Source organism: Flavobacterium fluviatile, from assembly GCF_010645065.1.
Taxonomy (GTDB): domain Bacteria; phylum Bacteroidota; class Bacteroidia; order Flavobacteriales; family Flavobacteriaceae; genus Flavobacterium; species Flavobacterium fluviatile.
Map to the genome: position 1 here is coordinate 91120 of NZ_JAADZW010000018.1, position 23095 is coordinate 114214.

Here is a 23095-nt window from a genome sequence, read left to right on the forward strand (position 1 = left end):
ATTATCAAATACAAACATCCATTTCAAGTAATAATTAAGAATTCAAAAAGCGAAATAACTTTCGGGTATTTGATGCTCATAGCAGATAAAGAATGATTTTAAAGAAACTATTATTTAATACAGCATTGCTTCTTATAAGTGTATTTGGTTTTTCACAGAACTTCAATGTACAGGAACTAGGCAAAGCCAAATTAGTGAATGTAAGCGGCGGGGCATCTGCCAGTTCCGTTTTCTATTCGGGGAATGCAGTCAGGGATCCATTCAGTTTTTTTCTTAATGGAAACATCAATTTAAATATAGCTGGTCTATACAATTTGCCATTTTCGTTTTCCTACACCAATCAAAAATTTGGATATGGCAAACCTTTGCTGATGAACCGGTTAATCATACATCCTTCTTACAAATGGATTACCGGTCATATTGGTGATGTGAGCATGACTTTTTCACCTTATACGTTAAGCGGTCATCAGTTTTCAGGAGTTGGTGTCGATCTTACTCCTCAGGGCAATTTTAAAGTCAGTGCGATGTACGGACGATTATTAAAAAGCAGCGAATACAACATTGCTTATCCTGATATTGTACCGACCTACAAAAGATTAGGGTACGGTTTTAAAACCTCTTACGCTTTTGAAAAAGTAAATCTGGGGCTGACTTTCTTTAGGGCAAAAGACGAAGCCAGTTCATTATCAACCCCGATTCCTTTTGAATTAGGTGTATCTCCAAAAGAAAATGCTTCCATCAGTATTGAGTCTTCTTTTAAACTTTTAAAAAAATTACAGGTTTTCGCAGAATATGCCAACAGCAGCATTACCGAAGATACACGTGCTGATGGGAATGGAAAAGGAAGCAGTCTTTCTTCTTTATTTTTAAACAAAAACAGCACTACTAGCAGTTATGATGCTTTTAAAGGTCAACTGACTTATCCTGCCGGAAAAGGAACGCTGGGACTGGGTTATGAAAGAATCGACCCTAATTACAGGACTTTAGGAGGTTATTATTTCAATAACGATCTGGAAAACGTTACCGTAAATGCAACACAGAATATATGGAAAGACAAGGTTTCATTAGCATTAAACCTTGGACTTCAAAAGGATAACCTTGACAAGCAAAAACAAAGTCAGATGAAACGTCTGGTATCCTCCATTAATGCTGATTACAGACCTAATGAAAAATTGAACCTGAGTGTAAACTATTCGAATTTTCAATCCTATACCAACAGCAGAAACCAGTTTGACTACATCAACCAGACTTCTGATTACGAATATTTGGATACTCTGAATTTCAGACAGGTAAACCAGAACGCTTCTTTGAATATCAATTATTTATTAAAAAATGACAAACATTTAAAGCAAGCCCTGAGTGCTAATTTTTCTATGCAGGATGCTATAAATCAGCAGGAAGGCCGAACAATAGAAGGCGGTGCTTCAACCTACTATAATTCGGGAGTATCTTATATGATTGGTTATCCCGAAAAGGACCTGAACTTTACCGGATCTATAAACAACACCTACGGAAACACCGGTTCGGGAAACAGTTTTATCATTGGACCAACCATTGGAGCTTCAAAACTGTTTTTCGATAAAAAACTGACTGCCAATGCCTCAACAAGCTACAATACCAGTTACAACAATGGCGATAAGCAGAACGATATTTTAAACTTCAGGCTTAACGGATCTTACATCTATCTCCAGAACCACAATTTTAATATGGGTGTAATTTCATTATTCAGCAACTCAGCATCCCAGAAAAACAATGATTTTACCGCTACCCTTTCTTATACTTATTCATTTGATAAAATAAAATTACGCCCGAAAAGGGAGCCTGAAACAGAAGCGGTAACAGAGAAAAAAACTGCTGAACCTGTTTTAAAAATCAATTTTAAAGATCAGCAGTTTGAAGGAACAAGAGATCAAATTATTGCACAACTGAAAGAGAAACAGCTTGACTTGCATTCTTTACCTGCAGAATCGACAGCCCATTTAGAACATTTAATAACGCTTGCCACCCTTACTCCCGATGACAAGGATTTAAAAGAAAAAGTCCTGGATTATCTGGAAGCCTATGCAACTGAAGCAGAGACTTTAGAAAAATACAACGACTATTTTGTCCAGGCGTGTCAAAAGCTGGAAAATGACATGAAACAAAGAGACGAAAGCCTTGAAAATGTTTATGTAGCTGCCCTGGGAAGGGTAAACGGCCATCCGATGCACGGGGTAAATGAAGCTGATGCGACCAACAGAACGAGTTATAATTCGTATCTAAAACTTGCCGAAAGAAGCGACAACAGCCGCAACCAGCTAAAAAATCACAGATGGATGCTCAACGAAATAGCATTAGCCGCAAAAACACCTGCAAAAGAAATCCAGCAGAACGAAAATGCAGCTGCGTTTGGCGAACAAGCTGTCGGCGCTATTTTTAAGTTAATAAAAGAAAAGAAAAATGCAGCCGAAATAGTCAATGCTATCCAGACAAAAGCAATTCCGTTTTATTATGATCTGGCGATTAAAAACGCTTCAAATGATGAAATCGATTTAAAATATATTCAAAAATAAAAGCATCTCGTAAGATATAAAACTAACAAAATAATGGATAAACCTCAATTACCCAAAATGCTGAAAAAATTACATCTGTACTTATTATTGTTGAGTTCCCTTATCGGATTTGGAACCTATGCACAAACCTTTCCTATATCGGTATCTACACAAATTTCGCAGCCCTCACCTATTTATCTGAGCCATTATGCAGATCCTTCTACCATAAACAGTCCGATAAAAATTCAGCTGGTTTTAAACGATTTGACCATCTCCAGCAGGCAGGTAAAACTGAAAATTTATTTTCAGGGCAACGGAATTTCTTTCAGTACAAATGATTTTGTTACAGGAGCGCGTCCGTTGTATCTCGAAGGAGGTGTTCCATTACAGTTAACCAATATCGATCTTGCCCCTTATTTTGAATATCAGAACCTGTTGGGACTGAATCCAAATCAGTATGCACAGCCATTGCCGGAAGGTGCTTACAATATTTACGTAGAAGTATCTGATTTTGCTACAGGCAAAAAACTGTCTAAAAAAACCGGAACCAGTACTATTATTTTTCAGAACGAACCTCCGTTTCTAAATCTGCCCCTGAATAATGCTTCTTTTATGCAGCAGAATATTCAGAACATTGTTTTCAGCTGGACTCCCCGAAGCATCAACGTGAGCAATGTAGAATATGAGTTTTCGATAGTTGAAATCTGGGACAAATACACGCCGGTTCAAAACGCATTTGCTTATTCCCCTCCATTATATACTACCACTACCAGAAATACTACACTGCAATATGGCGTTAGTGAACCTCAGCTGCTTCCGGGCAAAAAATATGCCTGGCGCATCAAGGCAAAAGCTATTTTTGGCGCAGAAGAAATTGGTGTTTTTAAGAACAATGGCTATAGCGAAATCTTTTCTTTTGATTACGAATCTTTTTGTACTGCCCCACTTGCCATAACCACTTCGGGAGTCAGTGAAAATCAGGCCAAAATAACCTGGAGCGGGAATATCGACAATTATGATTATCAGATAAATTACCGTGAAAAAAATGCGGACTCAGAGTGGTATAAACTCGTTACCCCAAGAGAAAACATTACAATAAGCAATTTAAAACCAAATGCAACCTATGAATATACCGTGGGGGCATCCTGTGATGTTGGCAAATACACCCACAGCACCATCAAAGAATTTACAACCCTTGTAAGAGATGAAATTGCGTTTCAGGGTTGTGGTATCAAGCCTGATCCTAATGATTTAGCCAACAAAAATCCGCTTCCTGAGCTTTTCCCGAATGATGTCGTTACGGCAGGTGACTTCCCTATTGTAGTCCTTCACAGTACCGGAAGCAACGGCACCTTTACCGGAGACGGTTATGTAACCCTGCCTTTCCTCGAAAAATTCAGAAAACTGATTGATGCTGCCGATGCCCTTGGCGGAGAGAAAATCAATATTGGTCAATTCTCCCGTATCAAAATTACTTTTACCAATATTGGAGTCAATACCGATTTCAAACTGATTTCGGGTGAGATCGTTGCGAGTTATGACAAAGATAATTGGGATAAGATGCTCGATGCAGATAAAGTCTTTAACGATGTTCTTGGCAGTAACGGAAAACCAATTGAAGGCAAAATATCTTATGAGGTCAAAGATGCCGTATTAAATCCTGACGGAAGTACTACGATACTAGGCGCCAATGGTGAATCTACAGTGATACAAAAATCGGTTTACGATCAGGTTTATACGGATAAAAACGGAAATATTGTTAACATTCCTGCCAATGGCAATGGCGAACCTACGTTTATCAAGGGAGCCGAAGGCGGCAAATCAGTTGCGGCTAATACCAATGGCGTATCCAGCAGCGGTGAAGTAACACAAATCTCCTCGCCTGATGTTACGATTACTTTTGAAGATGCTCCAAAAGCGCTCTATGCTTTTGATGAACTGCCTAAGTCGGGCCCTGAAAAACTTAAAGCTACTTATGAGACCATTCCGGTAAAAGGCGGCGGTACTTATGCAGTTAATTACAAAGCTGTTTCAGATTTAAATGGCCCGGATAAATTAATAGCTGAAGCCGAATTTAAAAACGGAAAAACAAAAGACGATATCTTTTTTAAAACCAATACAGGAGTTGCTGTTGATGTAAAATGGACAAGTGCCACAAAAGCCGAGATAACAGTCAAAAGAACTTTAAACTTTTTTAAAGAAAGTATCCTTGCTACCGTAAAAGGCGCAAAAGAAAAAGATCCAAAAGATGCCGCCAAAACAATTGACGGAAAATCAGACATTGCCGGAAAAGTAAACATCTGGCAATTAACCCAAAAACCTGCTATAAATATTACCCTTTTAAGCGTAAACGGAGCAAAGACACCAGCCACTGATGAAGCCAAAAATTTCTTTAACGAAGTCTATAACAAAGTTGGGATTACCTTTGATGTTACGACCCAAAATGTAAAAATTTCGGGAGCATTACCAAACGAAATACAATGTGGGGAAAGCGGAGTTTTTGATGTTTATACACTTGATCAAAACAATATCATAAGCGCTATAGAATCCAGTACCGATTTTAAATACAACGACAAAACCTATTATGTTATCTACACCGGAAAATCAGGGCAGAATGGCTATCAGGGCTTTATGCCTCTTGGGGGACAATATGCTTTTGTATTTAACAACGGTAACCTAAAAACGGCCGCACACGAATTAGGTCACGGTATTTTTGGCCTGAAACACCCATTCTCAACTGAAGCAGAATCAAGAAAAACGGATCTTTTAATGGATTATGGAGACGGTACTGTATTGTCTCATAACGACTGGGATATTATCCATAGCGGTGGGTGGAAGTTTTATGGGTTTCAGAAGAGTGCTGATGGAGCTTTACTTAGTGGACTTTGGTATACAACGAGCTGGAAAGCCTTTGTAGGAAAAAAAGAGTATATCCCTGTTGTTGAAACTTCTGGAAACCTAAGACCAGAAGGAACTATTAGAAGAATTTACATAGCAAAAGAAAATGCCTATTACACTTACTTTCCAGAAAAGGGAGATTACTATAAAGACAAAGATACAATAAGGCTTAAAATAGATACCTCAGTTAAATTATCTAATTCCAGTAAAAATCCTGTATACTTATACAAGTATGAAGGAGGCTGCGGAAAAGATACTTATTACAAATCGACTCATGACATTGTAATGACTAATAAAAATAATATTAACAAATTACTACAAACATTAAAGCCTGAGGGAGTTTTCTCATGCGGAAAACCTTCTCTTGAAGATTTGAAAGATACAGGAAAAGAAATATATGCTTATAATAAATCTCAAGTTCCGGAAAAAGATGTACAAATTTTAATTGAGATTGCAAGTATTGGTGATATAATTGGTAAAGACAATTACAATAGTTATATAACAAAACTGAGGAATGATGGAAATTTATTCTGGTCTAACGTCAATAAATCTGCACCTTATACAACTGAAAATTTAAACAACACGCTTAAGAGTTTAAAAGATTTCTCAGATGCCATACAACGAATCAAAACGCATAACTATACTACAATTGAATCTTTAATAGAAGATGTAGACAGCAACTTTAAAATAACAAAAGGATCAGACAATATTTTTGTTTTCCCTTCTGATATGAGATTGACACGTTTACTAACAACTCCATTTGCTGATTTAGATGCAAAAAGAAGCAAAGATTTGATCGATCTTATAGAAAATGCAAGATTTATTACAAATCATAATATTGGTGATCCTATATGTGCCGAACAAATACTAACTGTCATTCTTGATAAAGTCGCTAAAGGAAATGATTTAGACAAAAAAAAGCAGATTATAAATCATATAAGAGCTAAAAAATATTTATTCCATTTTATCAATGGAATAAGCGGAATTTATTATGAATCATTTATTAACTCTATGATTTTAATGACACATCAAGTCTATCCTGCTCCTGAATTTAGAATTAATCCTGCTAAATATTTAACCTTCAGTCCTGCTTACCTCAAGCTTAATAGTGAATCAATATCTATAGATGGAAAAGTAGAATTAAAAGTAAAACAATGGTTTTCGGAAAATTTATATAACATAGTTGAAGATCCATATGAATATGTCACCGTAAATTTTGCTGATGATGTAAATTTTGGAGGAAACTTTCAATTTAAGAAAAATCAAACAGTTCAAATGTCAGCAATTTGTGCATATCAATTATTTCATAAAGATACAAGAGCTGCACAATGGAAATCTGCAAAAATTGCTGGTGAAGTGGCTTTAACTGTAGTTGGTGTGGGAGAAATTACTGCTGCCATAAGACTTTATAGAGCCGGACGGACTGCTTATGCAACATATCTCGGTCTAAAAGCACTTGGCGATGTTGGTTTTGGTCTTACTGATGTCTACATCAATAACTCTGACAACTCATTAACTGATGCCCAAAAAGAAAAATGGAACAAATTTTTTATGATTTATTCTATTGCTTCAATATCAACTACCGGATTAGAAATAGCAACAAATAAAGTCATGACAAAATTAAATAAAGGTGGTAACTCTTACAATGAATTTGAAAACGCAGTTGAAGAAGCAGATATCGATATTGATCAACTTTATAAAGATAATATTGAAAATCCAATCAGAGTTCCTGGAAGTTTCGAAGACCAAATTAAATTATTATCAAAAGATGACCGCATACCTGCTACATTAAAAAAACTGTTTGAAGAGGATTTTGCTAATGCGGGAGAAGAAGTTGTAAAACTATTACAAAAAGAAGATTCAGGATTACTGAATGGTTGGGTAAAATATAGAAAGAAAAACCCAACCGCAATTTTGTGCAACTAATAATTAACAAAATGAAAAAAATATTTATTGTTATAATAATAAATCTATTAAGTATTTGCAGTATTAATGCACAATGTTGGTTTACCCAGCTTAAAAAAGATTTAGAGGCAGGAAGTGCTGAATTTCAAAAATTTATAAACGAAAGTGAAGACGGTTTTGGAGTTTATCAACGCTTGTATGATGGAGGAAGTACTTACGTTCTTAAAAATGCAACATATCTTAAGAAGTTTGAAAAACTAAGCCCTGATGCTCAAAAGTTTATTTCTCAACTTACTGATGATAAAGCAGGTGCAACTCTTAGTAAATTTCTTGATGATTGTGATAGTGACTTTGTTGCATTATTAAATTCTGACAATCGATATGCACAAGCAATAGTTGGTCATAAAAATAAATATACAAGAGCCGATTATGAAAATTTCGCTGATGACATTGGAGAATTAGCCTCCTCATCTGCTTCTAAAGAAAAATTAGAAAATTGGATAAACAGAAGCTCAAAAATATCTAATTTTGGAGATGTAGTTGCTACCGGTAATCGCCTCAGCAAAAACATTACTGATGCAATAAGACTTAAATCAGGAAAATTATTCGAAGATTTAGCTAAAAATTTAGGTTTAACAGTAGATGAGCTTAAACTTTATGATGTCTTAACAGAAGTTCCTCTTGTAACTACTGGAGGATTTATGAAAGCTGATGTATTGTTAATTAAGAAGAACGTACTTGGAAAAATCGAGGATACCATTATAATTGAAAATAAACTTTCTCAAGGTACTGCTTTAACAAAAAGACAAAAAGAAGGATTTGGGGCAATAATAAATGGACAAATTAGTATGACGATAAAATATGATAAACCAGGTGAAATTTTAGTACGTGAAGGTCCATTGACTGTTTCAAAAAATAAAATTTTTAAAATTTCAGATGCAGGTACAGATAATATTGCCAATGTTAAAATTGAAAAAATAATAAAAGTAAACTAGACTATGACGAAATCAGATAAAAAAGAATTTGTATTTGAAAAATTATCACAATCATTAAAACCTAAAGGTTATTATTTGGTTAGAACAGGTTTAGATCCTAGGTTTGTGTTAAAAGAAAAGGAAAAAGTAATATTTTTTATTTTAAATTTTAATGATAATGGATCAATAGTAATGTCAAAAACTATGATTTCAATACTAATAGTTGAGGAAATAATGATTGAAATAAAAAAACCCAACCAAGATTATTCTTTTTTAGATGATAAAAAATATTTTTTAGATACACTACTCGATAAAAACACTTCATTTGAAGGAAAATATGACAATGGCTCTATAAATCATAATGTAAATGATAAAGAGCAATTAGATTATTTTACTAAATCAATAATAACTTATATTGAAACTGAAAGTCAGAAGTTTATAGAAAAATATAGTTATTTACCTAATGTTTTAGCGGAAATGGATAAATTAGAACTTGAAGGAAAATATTGGAATGAGTTATTAGCAGGAGGTCCAGAATTTTTGTTTAGAGGATTGATAATTTCTAAATTATGTAATGATGAAAAGTATGACGAAAAATTATCTTATGTCGAATCTCTTCTGATTTCCATGGCTGATGATTTCCTGCCGTATTTTGAGAAATTAAAAATAAGATTAGATGATTTAAAACCTAAATATAACTTATAAGGAGTAATTCTAATACATTCCCCCCGCTCCACGAAGTGTTCTCATGAAAGGCTGCGCAAATGTCCCCCGCTCCACGAAGTGTTCTCATGAAAGAGCTGCGCAAATGTCTCCGACTTTGCGCCAGTTTTTTTTATGCCCTTATAATCCTAAACTTCTCAAAAGTCTCCCGACTTTTTACCTAAAATTCTTGTATTCCAATAAAAAACAAATACTTTATATTTATAAAAAATTTTAAAGTATTAAGCTGTAATTTCAGGGATATAAAAATTGAAAAAGCAGATAACCAGTGGTCGATCTTTTAAACCCTAAGTCACTTACAAAATATAATTTGTATTAATTATTCGTTTAAAGTCGGAGACTTTTACAGGTATTGGTATTGGGTTCTTAAGAAATTTTAAAATGGCGCAAAGTCGGAGACATTTGCGCAGCGTTGGTGAACTGAATATATCTTTATTTTCAAAAAACATAATTTTAAATCATCTTCTGAATTTTCTATTGCTTATTTTTACGGTATTAAACAACCGGATTAATTTGTTTCTAAATTTCTAATTATGTTCCAGAAAACTGCTTTTGCACTCGTTTTACTTTTCTTTTTAAATTCATGCTCTGTCCACCAAAAAAGTCTGTCATTGAATGACTGGTATGCTTTTACAAAAAAAAGTACTGAAAGACAGCAGCCATCAGAAGTTTATAATTTCTCAGATAATATGATCAGAATGTATGGCGAAACAAACGGTTATCTGATGACAAAAAAAAGCTATACCAATTTTGAACTTAGTTTGAAATACAGATGGAATATTGAAGAAAAGTTTAAAACCAAAAGCAAGAAAAACAGCGGTGTGATGTATAACATCCCTGCTGATTATCCTGATAAAATCTGGCCAAAAGGAATTCAGTTTCAAATCAAAGAGAATACTACGGGCGATTTTATTTTTTTGGATCAGGTAACGGCCAAAGTAAACGGAAAATTAGTTGAAGCCGGTGCAAGCGTTACTTCTCCTAAATTTAGCGAAAATGAAAAACCTTATGGCGAATGGAATTCTGTTGTAATCAAATCTCTTAATGGCAAAATTACACAATACCTCAACGGAAAACTGGTAAACGAATGTACAGAAGCTTCTTCTAATGAAGGCAGAATCTCATTAAATTATGAAGGAGCGCCTATTGACTTCAAAAATATTGTCATTAAAAATATTTCTAAAGAGTAAACCAAAATCGTTCTCCGATACATTTTTTGTTCCTTTTCTCTGCATAAAAAATCACCCGAACTAACGGTTTTGAAAATTATTCACTGGCTATTCTACGTTTCATTTACAGGAATATAAATGTCAAAAGTGGCTCCTTTGCTTTCCTCACCGGATGCTGTAATAAATCCATTATGATTGTCAACTATCTTTTTTACGATAGCCAGTCCTATTCCTGTTCCTGTGTATTCCAGTTTTCCGTGTAAACGCTGAAACACTTCAAATATTTTAGCACTGTATTGCTGATCAAAACCAATTCCGTTATCTGAAACACTGATGTGGCAATAGTCACTGTTTTTGTTTACTTTTTTATGATCCAATGCAGAACCAGGGATTATTTGGCTATCAATTTTTATTATTGGGGCAGTTCCCACTTTAGCAAACTTCAATGAATTACTCACTAGATTATACAGCAGCTGCCTGAACTGAAATGGAATAATATCTGCCACGCATGTTCTGTTTTTTTCGATTACTCCACCTGTTTGTTCCAGCTCTTCTTTTAAGTCTTCTTTTACTTCATCAATAATTTTTGACAGATCAGTTTTCTCAAATATTCTTTCCTGAACATTGGTTCTCGAATAGGCTAAAAGGTCATTTATTAAGGTCTGCATACGCTTAGCCGCATTTTGCATCCTTTGAAATTTATCTTTTCCAACATCCGATAAATTACGAGATTCCTTATCAATAATCTGCGTTGCAAAGGTTTGTATTTTTCTTAGCGGCTCTTGCAAATCATGACTTGAGATATAGGCAAAAGACTGAAGCTCTTTGTTCATTTGCTCCAGCTCCGCATTTTTTTGTTCCAGTTCAGATGCATTGAGTTTTAATTTGTCATCTGCTTTCTTTTTTTCTGTCAGATCGTGCGTCACTTTTGAAAATCCGATGAGTTCCTTTTTTTTATTATGCACAGCTGTAATTACAACACTAGCCCAAAAACGAGTCCCATCTTTTTTTACGCGCCAGCCTTCCTGGTTTGCTTTGCCTTTTTCTTCTGCCAGTTTTAATAATTTCTGAGGAAGACCTGTTTTTCGATCCTCTTCCGTATAAAAAGTGGAGAAATTTTTCCCAACAATTTCTTCGGATTTATATCCTTTAATTTTTTCTGCTCCGAGGTTCCAGTTTTCAACCAGACCATCAGGGCTGAGATATAATATAGAATAGTCCTGTACCTCTTCTACCATTAAATGGTAGCGTTCTTCACTTTTTTCAAGAGACTCATTTATCAGGCTAAGTTCTTTTGTGCGTTCCATGACCTGTTTTTCCAATTCATCTGTAAAGGCTTTCTGGTCATGTATATCGGTACTTGTACCCACCCACATTTGTATTTTTCCGTTTTCATCTATTCTCGGGGTAGCGCGGCTCAGTTGCCAGCGATATTCCCCATCATATCTCCTGAACCGGTGTTCAAACAAAAAATCTTTTCCGGTGGTGATAGCATCCGTCCATACCTTTATATTTTCTTCCCTGTCGTCAGGATGTACTATTTGCAGCCAGCCATGATCCCTTATTTGTTCCGGTGTCAAACCAGAATAGGCATAAACAGACTGGTTGTAATAATTCAGATTCCCTTCAGTATCTGAAGTCCAGATATGCTGCGGCATTGCACCGGCCAGAAGCCTGAACTTTTGTTCACTTTCTTCCAGTTCCTGCTGGTGTCTTTTTAATTCTGTAATATCCCTTGCTGTACCAATTAATCTTTCCGGTTTGCCTTCTTTGTCATAGAAAACTTTACCTTTCGCTTCTACCCAGTGAACAGACTTATCAGTCCATATTACTCTTGCTTCATAATAAAGAACTCCGGAAGTAATGGCTTGTCTAATCGCTTTTTCCCTAATGTGCAGATCATCCTTATGAACATGTTTGAGTAGTTGCTCATGGGATAATTCTAAATACTCTTTATATCCGCCAACAATCTCAAGGTATCTCTGCGAATACGTAAGCTCTTTTGTTTTCGCATTCAGTTCCCAAATGCCCAGCTCACTGGCTTCAACTATAATATTAAGACGCTGTTCGTTCTGTTCTGTCTTCGTTCTTGCCTGCACTTTCTCCGTTACTTCTGTTGCAGTTACAATAATGCCTGAAATTTTTCCGTCTTGTTCTTTCAGCGGATGATAAAGAAAATCAAAGTTGTAAATACTTTCTATACCTTGCCTTTTAAGCGGAACAGGTAATTCATTTCCATGATATGGTATTCCCGTATTTAAGACATCATCTAAAAGCGAACTTACAGTTTCTTTTACTTCTGGCAAGGAATCAAATAATGGTCTGCCAACAAAAGAGGTTTCTTCTCTGTCAACCAGTTTAAGATATGCTTCATTGGCCATTTCTACTACATGGTCAGCACCTCTTAAAATAGTAATACCAACCGGAGCCTGCCTGACTGTATTACGGAATCGTTTATCTGCCTCCTCAATTTTTTTCTTAGCAAGATTTAAATCTGTCAGGTCAACTCCTGTATTCATAACGCCATAGATGTTTCCCTTCAAATCATATAATGGCGTAAATCCGTAATTAAAATAATACGTACCCCATTTTCCGTCTACCAGCAAATCCAGCGGCGTATTTTCGGTATGAAAGGGCTGTCCGGTTTTATATACATTTTTGATCTGCTCAAACACTAATTGACTGGTCAGCTCGGGCAAAAGATCCATGAATGATTTTCCTATTACATCATTCCCTTTTCCCCAAATATTAATAATAGCTTCGTTAGCCAGTTCAATAATCATTTCTTCGCCCGTATATACTGCGATAGCAAATGGTGCATTTTCTACCAATGCTCTTATTTTGTGTTCGCTTTCCTCTATTCTTGAACGGGCTTCAATTTGTTCTGTTACTTCAATAGCTATCGCTACTATACCCGAAATTGTTCCATCGGATTCTTTTAGTGCTTCATATACGAAATTGATGTAACTGGTTTCTATTTTTCCGTTTCGCGGAAGGTTAACAGGATGTTCATTTGCAACAAATTTTTTCCCTGTTTCATACACATTATCCAGTAATGACTCTAATCCCTGCCCTTTTGCTTCAGGCAAGCCTTCAAATATCGGTTTGTTTATGACTTCTTCTTTGCTTTTTCCCCAAATCTCAAGCATCATATCATTGACCACTTCTACAATATGATTTCTCCCTCTGAAAACACACATGGCTGTTGGAGCCTGGATGATATTATTTAAGTAGCGGTTATTACTTTCTTCTAATTTTTTTAAAGAATTTACATTTTCTGTTGTTTCACTACAGATTACCATTACCCCGGCAATTTTTCCAGATTCATCGTGTACCGGACTGTAGCTGAATGTCCAGTAAACATCTTCAATCTTACCGTTTCGGTATATTGGTATAAGCTGATTTTCACTCCATATTGATTCTTCTCCGGCCAATACCTGCTGAATAAGAGGAGATATAACCGGCCAGATTTCAGGCCAGGCTTCCTCTGCATTTTGTCCTAAAATATTTGGGTGCTTACCTTCATTTCCCAGACTAGGACGATACGCATCGTTGTAAAAACACGTAAGTTCTTCTCCCCACCACAGAAACATTGGAAATTTTGAATTTAAAATAATGCCGAGCGTAGTCCGAAGACTTTGTGGCCAGGTATCCGGAATCCCTAAAGGCGTTTTACTCCAGTCTTTGCATCGAATAAGATGCCCCATTTCGCCTCCCCCTTCCAGAAAGTAATGCTCTTTATTTTTCATGCGTATCCAGGTAAATTTAGGGTTGAAGAATAAAATTCTCTCTTTCCGGCTTTTTGAAGTTATTCTCAGAAGTTATCTGAAGCGCATTGGCTATTACCTGCTTTAATTTTGAAAAATCACCGGGTTTGCGAATGTAATATAAAGCACCTTTGTCATACATCGTATTGACAATTTCCATATCCAGAGAGGTTGAAAAAACAATTACCGGAAGCTCTTTCAGTTCTTCAATTTCTTTTATTTCTGTGAGGCATTCATATCCATTTTTACGTGGCATGTTTAAATCCAGAAAAAGAATGTCTGGTAAATTATTTATAGCCTTTTCATCCAGAAAACCCATAAGTTCAACGCCATCATTAACTGTTACAAGTGTTACAGGAAATGACAGATCATCAAGTGCTTCTTTAAAAAAAGTACAATCATCCTCATCGTCGTCAGCTAATAGAAGATTGTAAATCTGTTTATTCATTTTGTATTAGGATAAGTTATAAAAATTTCAATCTGTACTAAAATCATCCAGACAACCAAACCGCTTTGTTAAGAAGGCAATTTGTATCTTTTCAATAATTTCAGAATCATAAAATATTTTGTTTCTGCTAAGATAAAACTAATTTTACTATCCGTAATCAATACCCTGCTGATAAATTTAATTCCTTTTGATAAAAGAATAAAGAACTTCAACTAATTTACCTTAAAAGCAATGTTTTACGAAGGATTTTAATTTTAGATTCTATCTTTCTTAACAAATGATAATTGCCAGCCGGAAAACGGTTGCTACTTTTGATAGAAATCAAAAAAAAAGACAATGATTCATGCCTTGTTTTCAGGAAGAGGATATGGGGCACTTTTTTCTACAACCTCAGATATTTTTTCATCAAGCTGGTTGCAGGACTTTGAAAGGTATTCTAATAATTCGGCACTTTCCGGATTTCCAGGATCCGTTTCTTTAATAAGGTTCAATATTCCCATTATATTCGTGAGCGGCGCCCTGATAATATGTGAATGGCTAAACGCAATTTCCTGAAGCTTCGAATTTTGACTTTCTATTGCCTGAATATAATGCAGGGTTTCTGTTATTTCATTTGCCACAACAAGACTGTATTTTACCTTATCAATATAGATAATATTACTTACAACTTCAACATATAATATTTTTCCATCCTTATTTTTGTGGCGATAAATTCCATTAGTAAAAAGCCTTTTATGTTTTCGAACGACATCCAGAGCCTTTTCCAGTTTTGCCAAATCTTCCTGAGGGCGTATATCCTTTATTGTCATTTGCATAAACTCCTGTTTGCTGTATCCGTATCTGCGCACAGCTGCTTCATTTACGCGCCAGAATTTTAGGGTTTCCAAATCATAAATCCACATAGGAACCGGATTCATCTCAAATAAATTATTGTATTTGCGTTTTAGACGGTTGTATTTGACTTCAGATTTATTTTTTTCACTCAAATAAACAATACTTTTAAACAGCCACAATGAACTCAATTCGCTTTTTGGCAGATAATCGAATATATTGTTATTTCCATCTGTAGTTTTCAAATTCCCGAAACTTTCTTCTGTCAGGATATCCGAGATTAGTATTATTGTAGTACCGCTTGTATTTTTTTCAACAACATATAATTTTCCGATCTCGTTTACCTGATTTATGCTTACTAAGATAACATCAAACTTATTTAGAGATAATAAGGTATAAGCATTTTCAAAACCGGCTTCAGTAATCTTAGCAGAAATAAACCTCTCGTGAATCAAATCAGCTATATACTTAAACTCCAATAAATTACTGTCAATTATAAGAATACGATATGGAAAAGAATTTTTCTGCATATTTCATTGAGGTTGGTGAGTCAGTCTTATAAATTTAAACAAAAAAATGAAATGTTTTGCTGTAGTACATCGTTTAATGTCTTTCGTTCACATTTATATTAACCACCAGATCACAATGCAGAATTAGGAACTTAATAGAATGTTACAGAGAACGAAAACAAAAAAGACTGTCCGAAAATTACATTTCAAACAGCCTTTTTAGTTTTCAGCCTCCTTAATCAGATCTTCACCATGGCAAACATCCTGATTACCTAATTCAATTTGTGAGACATTACCAGTTTTTACTCCATGGACCGTGGTTTTTGTAAGCGGGACCAGTTAATTTTAATCTTTCAGGATTACCTATTTTTACTTCAACAAGTTCTTTTTCTGAAGTGCTTACCACCGGATAAGCGTTTTTGTATGCTGGCCCCTGCAATGTTTCTTTATTGTTTTCTGAATATATTGCAGTAGGTACTGTTTCGTGCTCCCAATGTTTAAAATTTTTAAAAGCCGGTCCTTTTAAATCACTCTGTTTTACTTTAGTTGGTTCATCTTGTGCAAAAGCGCTAAAAGAAACTAATAAAACTCCTAAAATCAATGCTATATTTTTCATGACTGTTACTTTTTATTGTTTTTTCAAAGTTACAATCAGTAACAGGCTTTCAGGATTATGTGAATCTACCCTATTTGCATCCGTATTTATACGGATAGTGCGGTCTTTAATTTTGTTATATTAAAACCCGTTGGGTGAAATCAAAATAAGTGTCAGGCTGAGTCCATTCGGCTTTGCTCAGGATAAAATTAGTCGAAGCCCTTTTGAACTCTTAAGCCTTCGACTCCGCTCAGGATGACATCAATTCTTTATGTTATAAATGATGTTTTACTCATTATTTTATACTTTTAATTCATTTTAAATCAATTGCACCCAACGGCTTATATTAAATTCATTTTTGCTGCTTTTTTAATGAGTTCGGCGGTGTTTTTAACTTCCAGTTTTTTTAGAATATTGGCACGATGGGTTTCGATGGTACGGGAGCTTACAAATAGTTTCTCAGCAATTTCTTTTGTTGTCAACCCTTTAGCGATTAATCCTAAAACTTCAGTTTCCTTATTAGACAAAACATTTTCACTTATGCTTTGTGTTGACATAAAGTTGATCATCTTTTCAGAAATCTCAGCACTGAAATATTTTTTCCCATTATCAACACTTCTTATGGCCAGGATTAATTCGGCTTCATCCGTATTTTTTAACAGGTATCCGTAAGCGCCCATTTTAGCGCATTTTGCAATATAATTACCATCACTGTGCATCGAAATTACAATAGGCTTTATATCAGTAGCATTGTTTTTTAATTCTTTTAAAACCTGAAAACCATCCATATTGGGCATTGTAATATCCAGCAATACAATATCTGCCTTAAATTGACTATTAATAAGCTCCATAAACTCTGAGCCATCCCCAACGCTTCTGACTATTTTTATATCTTCATGCTTTCTTAGCAGTTCTGCAAGTCCTTTTCTAAATAGCTCATGGTCATCCGCTATTATTAATTTTATTTCTTTCATAATTCTATGGGTAACTCGATTTCAAAGGTTGTATTTCCGGGAGTCGCATTGATTGCAATGGTACCATTGCAAATTTCTACACGTTCTTTGATGTTAACAATTCCTAAACCTAATTTAACAGTCGTTATGTCAAAACCAATTCCATCATCAAAATAAAAAAGGGATATGAATTCCTCAAATTCCGAAAGTGTAATCCGTATGTTTTTTGCGTCAGCATGTTTTAATGAATTGTTTATAAGCTCCTGAGTGATTCTAAAAAGATTAATCGCCTGATGGTTGGTGATATTAGAACTTTCCTGTTGGGTCAAATCTTCATATTCAATAGTAACAGTTGTCGATTTTTTCAGCTTTTCAATAAAGTTTGTTAAGGTAACTCCAATTCCAAAATCATCTATTGAAGCAGGCATTAACGCATTAGACATCAATCTGATTTCAGAAATGGTATCATCCACTATTTTTTTCATTTCTGCTTTCTTCTCTTCATTTTTAACCCTGTTTTCAATGTAGTGCTTCAAAGAAGTCAGATAGGGACCAACACCATCATGGAGTTCCCGCGAGAGTCTTCGCCTTTCATCTTCCAAACCGTTTACCAGCATGCGTTTGGATAATATTCTGGTATTCTCTTCATTATTTCTAAACTCTATAAGCTTGTCTCTCATTGCTAAAAGGCTTTTTCCCAGAAGATCATTTGAACTTTTAGGTTTAAAATCGGTGTGCAGATTCATCTTACCAATATCGTCAGAGAATTTTACAGCGCCCTGTAAAGAAGCTTTCAAATTTGCCAAAGCCTCAAACATTTCCTTTATTTCTGTAGAATTTTTAATAAATTCATTGGTTTGGTTATAGTCTCCCTGAGCCATAATCCGGAGACTTTTTTGCATGTTCTTAATTGGATTGGTAATAAATCTTGTCAAAAAAAGAGAAAGCATAACACCCAGCAAAAAAATACCCAGCGTTAAACCTAAAAGTCTTTGTTTCAACTCTTTTAAGGGGAGCGTAACCTCATCAACATCTATTTCAGATAAGATGACCATTTTCAGTTTTCCGACTGTAATGAGACTGTACACACTATAAACATCAATCCCCCTGTAATCTTCAAAAACGCCTCTGCCATTTATGCCTTTTAAAGCATTCGCCACTCCTTTTGTTTTAACGAATATGGTATAAGGGGTTTTATTAGGATAAAAACGCGACTGAGAACGCATCCGGAAATCCTGACCCACAAGATACGATTCGCCACTGTCCCCCATTCCGGTGCGTTCCAGAAGTATTTGTTTGATTTTGTTGTAATCTAAAACTTTAACAATAGTACCTCTTTTCGAATTGGAGATAAAACCTATGGTCGTTTTTTTAGCAGGATGATAAGGGGTAAAATCGTGAATTCCGTTGCTTTTTTTTATGCTATCGGGAAGCTTTAGCAAGGTGGTGTCACTGTTTTGCCTGTACGATTCGGAAGCCTCAAACCGCTCCCACTCTGATTTTAACAGATGTTCAATCTGGTTTTGCTTGAGTGTTTTAATAGAATTTAACTGCAGTAAAATACGGTCGTTCAAAACGTTAGAAAACTGCTTGTACGAAGAAAAAGACAACAAAGCAATTACCAATGCGATTAAACTATTGATTATGATCAGTATTAATGTTTTGATGTTCATTAAAATCTATTTTTAAAGATAAGGTGGGTCTTGTATGGCTGATTCAGGTTCTAAATATAACTTTTTCCAGTTTTTTTTCTTTATGTAAATATACTTGGTTTGGGGTTTTAAAAGAAACTTTGAAGCAATAGCTTTGCTTAATTCTTTAAATGCTTGTGTGGATTTAATAAAATATTGTGGGACATTTAAGGCATACTGGTTAAAAGTCAGGCGACTTTTGAGACTTTTATGGATTGGAACATGATTTTTGAAATTGGCAAAGTCAGAGACATTTGCCTTTTCATGAGAACACTTCGTAGAGCGAGGGCTTTATTTAAGCTAAAGCGCTGCGTTTGAGGCAAACCGAGTTCAATTCATGCCAGAAGCGCTGCATCTGAGACAAACTGGGTTTTATTTAAGCTAAAAGCGCTGCGTTTGAGGCAAACCGAGTTCAATTCATGCCAGAAGCGCTACATGTGAGGCAAAATAAGTGTAATTCATTTTAGAAGCACTGCTTTTCGCTGGCGCGAGCATTTTGCTCGTGCAATTATGTTATTTTCATTCTGTCTTTATGTAGCCTATTAACTTTTCAAGTTCTTTTATGTCGCCCTTGTGTCTGCTTAATTCGGTGGTCATTTTTAAGAACCATTCTTTAGTTGATTTTCCAATGCACCAAATTTTTACAGGTGTCCAGTTTTTTGTTTTTACTAATATTGCTAAATAGTTTTCAAATTCAATTCGTTCAACCATTAAGTCCTCAAGGTTGTAATTCAATTCAGTTTCTTTAATCCAAGGTCTGTCCAAAATTTGTCATTGTCCAATTGAGTTATAGGAAAATCGGAAGCTAAGTTTATAATGCAGTTATTGCTTTTACCAAATTGAAAATTATAACTTTTATCGTTCCCTGAAATCGTCTCAGTTAAAGTCCAAGGTAATGGTATTTTCTCAATAGAAAATCCAAAGTCAGTCTTTAAGCTATTTAGTTTTTGTTTTTTAATTTGGTTTGATTGGAAAGGTTTTAGCAATGGTGGATTTAGATAGTCGAATAAGTCTTCTATGTTTGCTAAAACTTCACAGTCACAATAACCACCGTTGTCGGCCAACCATTCAATCGCATCGGTTGTATTTGATACTTTATTCTTGTCTAAAAATGTCTTTGTCAATATAGTCGTATGATTACAACCATTTTTGTTTAATTCGATATCCAAAAAGTCAAATAGTTTAGGAAAAATGTTTTCGTCAAAAGGTAAGCCTTTTCTAAATTCGGCTAATTCCTTTTCAGCAAGTTGCTTTCGTATTTCTTTTCGTTTCTGTTTGTCCATGTTTGATGGTCGTATTTATAATTACCGTTAACGTCAGTCTGTGAAAAAACTTCCGTTTGTTGAGTTCCAAATATAGCAAAACAATTGGTTATAAGGCAGAAAAGGTTTATATTTAATAATGCAATATATCACAGGAATTTCCCGCCATCAAATGTCTTTTTCATCTCTGGAGGATACAATTTTACCGGACAATCCGGTTCGTTTTATCGAAGCTTTTGCAGAGGCTATTGCTGAATCTGGTGCTCGTTTGTAACGAGTACCTGTTACTTGTGAAAACGAATTAAAGCGTTTGCGACTTTTTAGATAAATCGTCACATGAACTTTATAAGTAACCTTTGTTTTAATAGCCGCGTTAAAAACGCTATAAATTTTATGTAGGTACTCGCTGCAAACGAGCACCAGAAAGGTTTTATTTTCTTTACGTCAATTTACTCGTTTTTATGTCTTCAATTATTTCGTCTGTAATGGAAATTAATTTATTCTCTATTTGCTTTGAAAGTTCATCTAAGTCATCAAAGTCTGGTTTTTCAATTAAAGTAGTTTCAAGTATAGAGTATTGAGGTCTTGTCGTTCTGTGTTTATTCCACTTTGTAGATTTAAAATACTCCCAATACTTCTCTTGAAGCGGAATTGTCTGACCTAAAAGCCAAATTTCAAACTGCATTTTTGAATGGTTCAATACAAGTCCCATTTTCAGTTTTCTCTTTTTCAAAAAGTCGTTTGTGTAATAAAAGTATGTATAGTCCATATACCCTTGAAAAAGACTTCCGAATGAATAGTTTTCTGAAAGGTTTTTTGATAATGTTGTTCCAAGTCTTGTCACATACTTAACAAGTCCAACGTAGGCTTCTTGAATGTCACCTTTGTCAAGTTGTTCTTTGTAAATGGCAACGTATTGATTTAAGTTTTTCATTCTTAATATTCCTTGTTTGTTATGTCATTCCTTGTTTTATATTCGGTTTTCGGTTGGTCGGTTAACTTGCACTCAATCGAGTCAGGTAAGGAAATTTCCCCCTTACATTCTCACGGAACGGTACGTAAAAGTCTCCCTTCATAAGGCTCTTCATAGTATTAAGTCACACAAATGTATTAAACACTTACGGATGTACCAATAATCAGTGTAAGAATAAATTGGGCTTTTCTTGAATCTGGTGCTCGTTTGTAACGAGTACCTGTTACTTGTGAAAACGAATTAAAGCGTTTGCAACGCGACTTTTTAGATAAATCGTCACATGAACTTTATAAGAAACTTTTGTTTTAATAGCCGCGTTAAAAACGCTATAAATTATCTTTTAATTTTATGTAGGTACTCGTTGTAAACGAGCACCAGAGAGTTTTAAAATGGCGCAAAGTCGGAGACATTTGCGCAGCGTTGGAAAGAAACACTTCGGAGAGCGGGGGTTATCTTTCGGATTTGCCAAATCTTCCAAATACAAACCAATTTTTCCATTAAGCCAAATCCCCAAATTGCTTGTAGCGTGTGTTGGCAGTAGTTTTTTATTTTTCCTTTGTTAATCGGTCAAGTTCTTTAAGTAAAGTTGGAATTCTATATACTCCTTCCATGCTTTCTATTTTCTTCACAGCATCTGTAAGTTCAATTCCGATTGATGTAATAAATAATGGTTTTTTGCTTTCACCTCTAAATAAAGGCTTTTTATATTTTTCGATTGTCGCAAAATTAGTTTTTGCTACACCAATTATTGGAATTTCTTTATTTAGTTTTTCATACAAATAACCGCCTAATCCGAATTTCTTTTCATCATCTAAATAAACAAAACCATCAACAATAATTGCTTCAACCTTTCTTAAATCAATTTGCTTCAATACACTAATAATGCAAGGTAACTCTCTTTTATAAAACTCTCCTGGAATATACTCTTCAATATTATCTATTATTTCTGTATAAATTTTGTAGATTTTACTTTCATTCCATTCAGCAAATTCAAGACAAACCGTTTTTGCTTTTTGTTCAAAATAATATGTATCAAAAGCTAAAATCATAAATTTAATATACGTTTATATATGGTTCAATTTTTTCTTTAATCATAATTATATCATCAGAAACCATATCAAAAATAGTTTGACTTTTTTCGTGTAATAAATAGGTTGTATATAAGTATATTTCGCCATTGTGAATGTATTCTTTTTCAGCACCGTGATTGTCATAACCAACTACATTTTCATCATCACCGTTTAAAATTAATAAATTTCGACCTCCACAACATTCAGCAAAAGAAATACAATAAATTAATAAGTTATCTTTTTGAGGAATTTGATTATAGACTTCTTCAATTGCAGTTATATTAAATTTTTGAGTTTTGTGGTCAAAATATCCATCTTCTATATCTGATTTAGCTATTCCAAAGTTTATCAAGATTTTTACAAATTCTTTTGAGAAGAAACATTCAATAGGATGATAAGGAATTCTATGATTAAAAAGATCAGAATGAGAATAACCTTTAGTTCTAAAAATTCCAATTACACTTTTTAATTTTTCAGAAAGAATAACATTAAATTTTTTTTCAAACAATTTAGCTTCATCTGAAAAATTATAATAAAATTTAGTTGACTCAAATAGAATGTCTTGTAAATTTTTGTTTTTTGCGACTAAACTTTTTTTTGTGTCAAAATCAATTTTAGAAGCTATAATTTTTAGCTCTGTAATTTGTTTGGATATTTTTTCTAATTCTTCCATTTACGATTCTGTTGTAAAATTACTGCCAACGTCAGTCTGTGAAAAAACTCAAAATGAGCCTCTGAGAATCGGCTGTATGAAATTTTTCTCCGACAGGTATCCGTATAGTTTCTCTTTTTTAAT

At 34.5% G+C, this 23095-nt stretch carries 17 protein-coding genes; 6 read left to right on the forward strand and 11 right to left on the reverse strand.

Annotated elements, in window-relative coordinates; genetic code table 11:
* Nucleotides 1-92: 92 nt before the first annotated feature.
* The 5 genes from GXM17_RS16295 (at nucleotide 93) to GXM17_RS16315 (ending at nucleotide 10221) form a co-directional block, all read left to right on the forward strand.
* Complete coding sequence (locus GXM17_RS16295) at nucleotides 93-2552, forward strand: TonB-dependent receptor (RefSeq protein ID WP_163400424.1); 2460 nt, start codon at nucleotides 93-95, stop codon at nucleotides 2550-2552.
* Between the two features lie 33 nt (nucleotides 2553-2585).
* Nucleotides 2586-7355, forward strand: coding sequence for a fibronectin type III domain-containing protein (locus GXM17_RS16300; protein ID WP_163400426.1), 4770 nt, complete (start codon nucleotides 2586-2588; stop codon nucleotides 7353-7355).
* An 11-nt stretch (nucleotides 7356-7366) separates the two neighbouring features.
* Nucleotides 7367-8329: a hypothetical protein gene (locus GXM17_RS16305; protein ID WP_163400428.1), complete on the forward strand. Its 963-nt coding sequence runs from the start codon at nucleotides 7367-7369 to the stop codon at nucleotides 8327-8329.
* A 3-nt stretch (nucleotides 8330-8332) separates the two neighbouring features.
* Entirely contained in the window at nucleotides 8333-9013 is a 681-nt protein-coding gene (locus GXM17_RS16310) for a hypothetical protein (protein WP_163400430.1), read from the forward strand.
* A gap of 551 nt (nucleotides 9014-9564) precedes the next feature.
* The gene (locus GXM17_RS16315; RefSeq protein ID WP_163400432.1) at nucleotides 9565-10221 is read left to right on the forward strand and encodes a 3-keto-disaccharide hydrolase; all 657 of its coding nucleotides are present in this window, start codon (nucleotides 9565-9567) and stop codon (nucleotides 10219-10221) included.
* A 92-nt stretch (nucleotides 10222-10313) separates the two neighbouring features.
* Here GXM17_RS16315 and GXM17_RS16320 read toward each other — a convergent pair whose 3' ends face one another.
* From GXM17_RS16320 to GXM17_RS16355, 8 genes are all read right to left on the reverse strand, one after another.
* Nucleotides 10314-13949 carry a PAS domain-containing sensor histidine kinase gene (locus GXM17_RS16320; protein WP_244307420.1) on the reverse strand — a complete coding sequence of 1212 codons (3636 nt, stop codon included), beginning with the start codon at nucleotides 13947-13949 and terminating at the stop codon, nucleotides 10314-10316.
* A gap of 16 nt (nucleotides 13950-13965) precedes the next feature.
* Nucleotides 13966-14415 carry a response regulator gene (locus GXM17_RS16325; RefSeq protein ID WP_163400434.1) on the reverse strand — a complete coding sequence of 150 codons (450 nt, stop codon included), beginning with the start codon at nucleotides 14413-14415 and terminating at the stop codon, nucleotides 13966-13968.
* A gap of 341 nt (nucleotides 14416-14756) precedes the next feature.
* Nucleotides 14757-15776, reverse strand: coding sequence for a PAS domain S-box protein (locus tag GXM17_RS16330; protein ID WP_163400436.1), 1020 nt, complete (start codon nucleotides 15774-15776; stop codon nucleotides 14757-14759).
* Between the two features lie 271 nt (nucleotides 15777-16047).
* Nucleotides 16048-16371: a hypothetical protein gene (locus GXM17_RS16335; protein ID WP_163400438.1), complete on the reverse strand. Its 324-nt coding sequence runs from the start codon at nucleotides 16369-16371 to the stop codon at nucleotides 16048-16050.
* Between the two features lie 320 nt (nucleotides 16372-16691).
* The gene (locus GXM17_RS16340) at nucleotides 16692-17324 is read right to left on the reverse strand and encodes a response regulator (RefSeq protein ID WP_163400440.1); all 633 of its coding nucleotides are present in this window, start codon (nucleotides 17322-17324) and stop codon (nucleotides 16692-16694) included.
* A complete protein-coding gene (locus GXM17_RS16345) occupies nucleotides 17321-18976 on the reverse strand; it encodes a sensor histidine kinase (protein ID WP_163400441.1) in 1656 nt (551 codons plus the stop codon). The genes GXM17_RS16340 and GXM17_RS16345 overlap by 4 nt, the downstream gene beginning before the upstream one ends.
* A 537-nt stretch (nucleotides 18977-19513) precedes the next feature.
* Entirely contained in the window at nucleotides 19514-19729 is a 216-nt protein-coding gene (locus tag GXM17_RS16350) for a hypothetical protein (protein WP_163400442.1), read from the reverse strand.
* On the reverse strand, nucleotides 19726-20277 hold the full coding sequence (locus tag GXM17_RS16355; RefSeq protein ID WP_163400443.1) for a DUF2695 domain-containing protein: 552 nt from the start codon (nucleotides 20275-20277) through the stop codon (nucleotides 19726-19728). Before GXM17_RS16355 ends, GXM17_RS16350 begins: the two co-directional genes overlap by 4 nt.
* Nucleotides 20278-20395: 118 nt before the next feature.
* Here GXM17_RS16355 and GXM17_RS21915 point away from each other — a divergent pair, with 118 nt between their 5' ends.
* Complete coding sequence (locus tag GXM17_RS21915; RefSeq protein ID WP_280115308.1) at nucleotides 20396-20530, forward strand: hypothetical protein; 135 nt, start codon at nucleotides 20396-20398, stop codon at nucleotides 20528-20530.
* Nucleotides 20531-20695: 165 nt separating this feature from the next.
* Here GXM17_RS21915 and GXM17_RS16360 read toward each other — a convergent pair whose 3' ends face one another.
* The 3 genes from GXM17_RS16360 to GXM17_RS16370 all read right to left on the reverse strand — a co-directional run bounded on the left by GXM17_RS16360 (nucleotide 20696) and on the right by GXM17_RS16370 (nucleotide 22972).
* On the reverse strand, nucleotides 20696-21190 hold the full coding sequence (locus GXM17_RS16360; RefSeq protein WP_163400445.1) for a DUF7000 family protein: 495 nt from the start codon (nucleotides 21188-21190) through the stop codon (nucleotides 20696-20698).
* 584 nt (nucleotides 21191-21774) lie between these two features.
* Nucleotides 21775-22278, reverse strand: coding sequence for an endonuclease V (locus GXM17_RS16365; RefSeq protein WP_163400447.1), 504 nt, complete (start codon nucleotides 22276-22278; stop codon nucleotides 21775-21777).
* A 4-nt stretch (nucleotides 22279-22282) separates the two neighbouring features.
* Nucleotides 22283-22972, reverse strand: coding sequence for a hypothetical protein (locus GXM17_RS16370; protein ID WP_163400449.1), 690 nt, complete (start codon nucleotides 22970-22972; stop codon nucleotides 22283-22285).
* Nucleotides 22973-23095 lie beyond the last annotated feature (123 nt).

What these genes read in the sequence shown, in the direction of transcription:
- GXM17_RS21915 (WP_280115308.1), top strand. Translation starts at nt 20,396, where the DNA reads ATGCAATATATCACAGGAATTTCCCGCCATCAAATGTCTTTTTCATCT.
- GXM17_RS16330 (WP_163400436.1), bottom strand. Translation starts at nt 15,776, where the DNA reads ATGCAGAAAAATTCTTTTCCATATCGTATTCTTATAATTGACAGTAAT.
- GXM17_RS16305 (WP_163400428.1), top strand. Translation starts at nt 7,367, where the DNA reads ATGAAAAAAATATTTATTGTTATAATAATAAATCTATTAAGTATTTGC.
- GXM17_RS16370 (WP_163400449.1), bottom strand. Translation starts at nt 22,972, where the DNA reads ATGGAAGAATTAGAAAAAATATCCAAACAAATTACAGAGCTAAAAATT.
- GXM17_RS16355 (WP_163400443.1), bottom strand. Translation starts at nt 20,277, where the DNA reads ATGGACAAACAGAAACGAAAAGAAATACGAAAGCAACTTGCTGAAAAG.
- GXM17_RS16310 (WP_163400430.1), top strand. Translation starts at nt 8,333, where the DNA reads ATGACGAAATCAGATAAAAAAGAATTTGTATTTGAAAAATTATCACAA.
- GXM17_RS16315 (WP_163400432.1), top strand. Translation starts at nt 9,565, where the DNA reads ATGTTCCAGAAAACTGCTTTTGCACTCGTTTTACTTTTCTTTTTAAAT.
- GXM17_RS16365 (WP_163400447.1), bottom strand. Translation starts at nt 22,278, where the DNA reads ATGATTTTAGCTTTTGATACATATTATTTTGAACAAAAAGCAAAAACG.
- GXM17_RS16340 (WP_163400440.1), bottom strand. Translation starts at nt 17,324, where the DNA reads ATGAAAGAAATAAAATTAATAATAGCGGATGACCATGAGCTATTTAGA.
- GXM17_RS16320 (WP_244307420.1), bottom strand. Translation starts at nt 13,949, where the DNA reads ATGAAAAATAAAGAGCATTACTTTCTGGAAGGGGGAGGCGAAATGGGG.
- GXM17_RS16300 (WP_163400426.1), top strand. Translation starts at nt 2,586, where the DNA reads ATGGATAAACCTCAATTACCCAAAATGCTGAAAAAATTACATCTGTAC.
- GXM17_RS16360 (WP_163400445.1), bottom strand. Translation starts at nt 21,190, where the DNA reads ATGAAAAACTTAAATCAATACGTTGCCATTTACAAAGAACAACTTGAC.
- GXM17_RS16295 (WP_163400424.1), top strand. Translation starts at nt 93, where the DNA reads ATGATTTTAAAGAAACTATTATTTAATACAGCATTGCTTCTTATAAGT.
- GXM17_RS16345 (WP_163400441.1), bottom strand. Translation starts at nt 18,976, where the DNA reads ATGAACATCAAAACATTAATACTGATCATAATCAATAGTTTAATCGCA.
- GXM17_RS16335 (WP_163400438.1), bottom strand. Translation starts at nt 16,371, where the DNA reads ATGAAAAATATAGCATTGATTTTAGGAGTTTTATTAGTTTCTTTTAGC.
- GXM17_RS16325 (WP_163400434.1), bottom strand. Translation starts at nt 14,415, where the DNA reads ATGAATAAACAGATTTACAATCTTCTATTAGCTGACGACGATGAGGAT.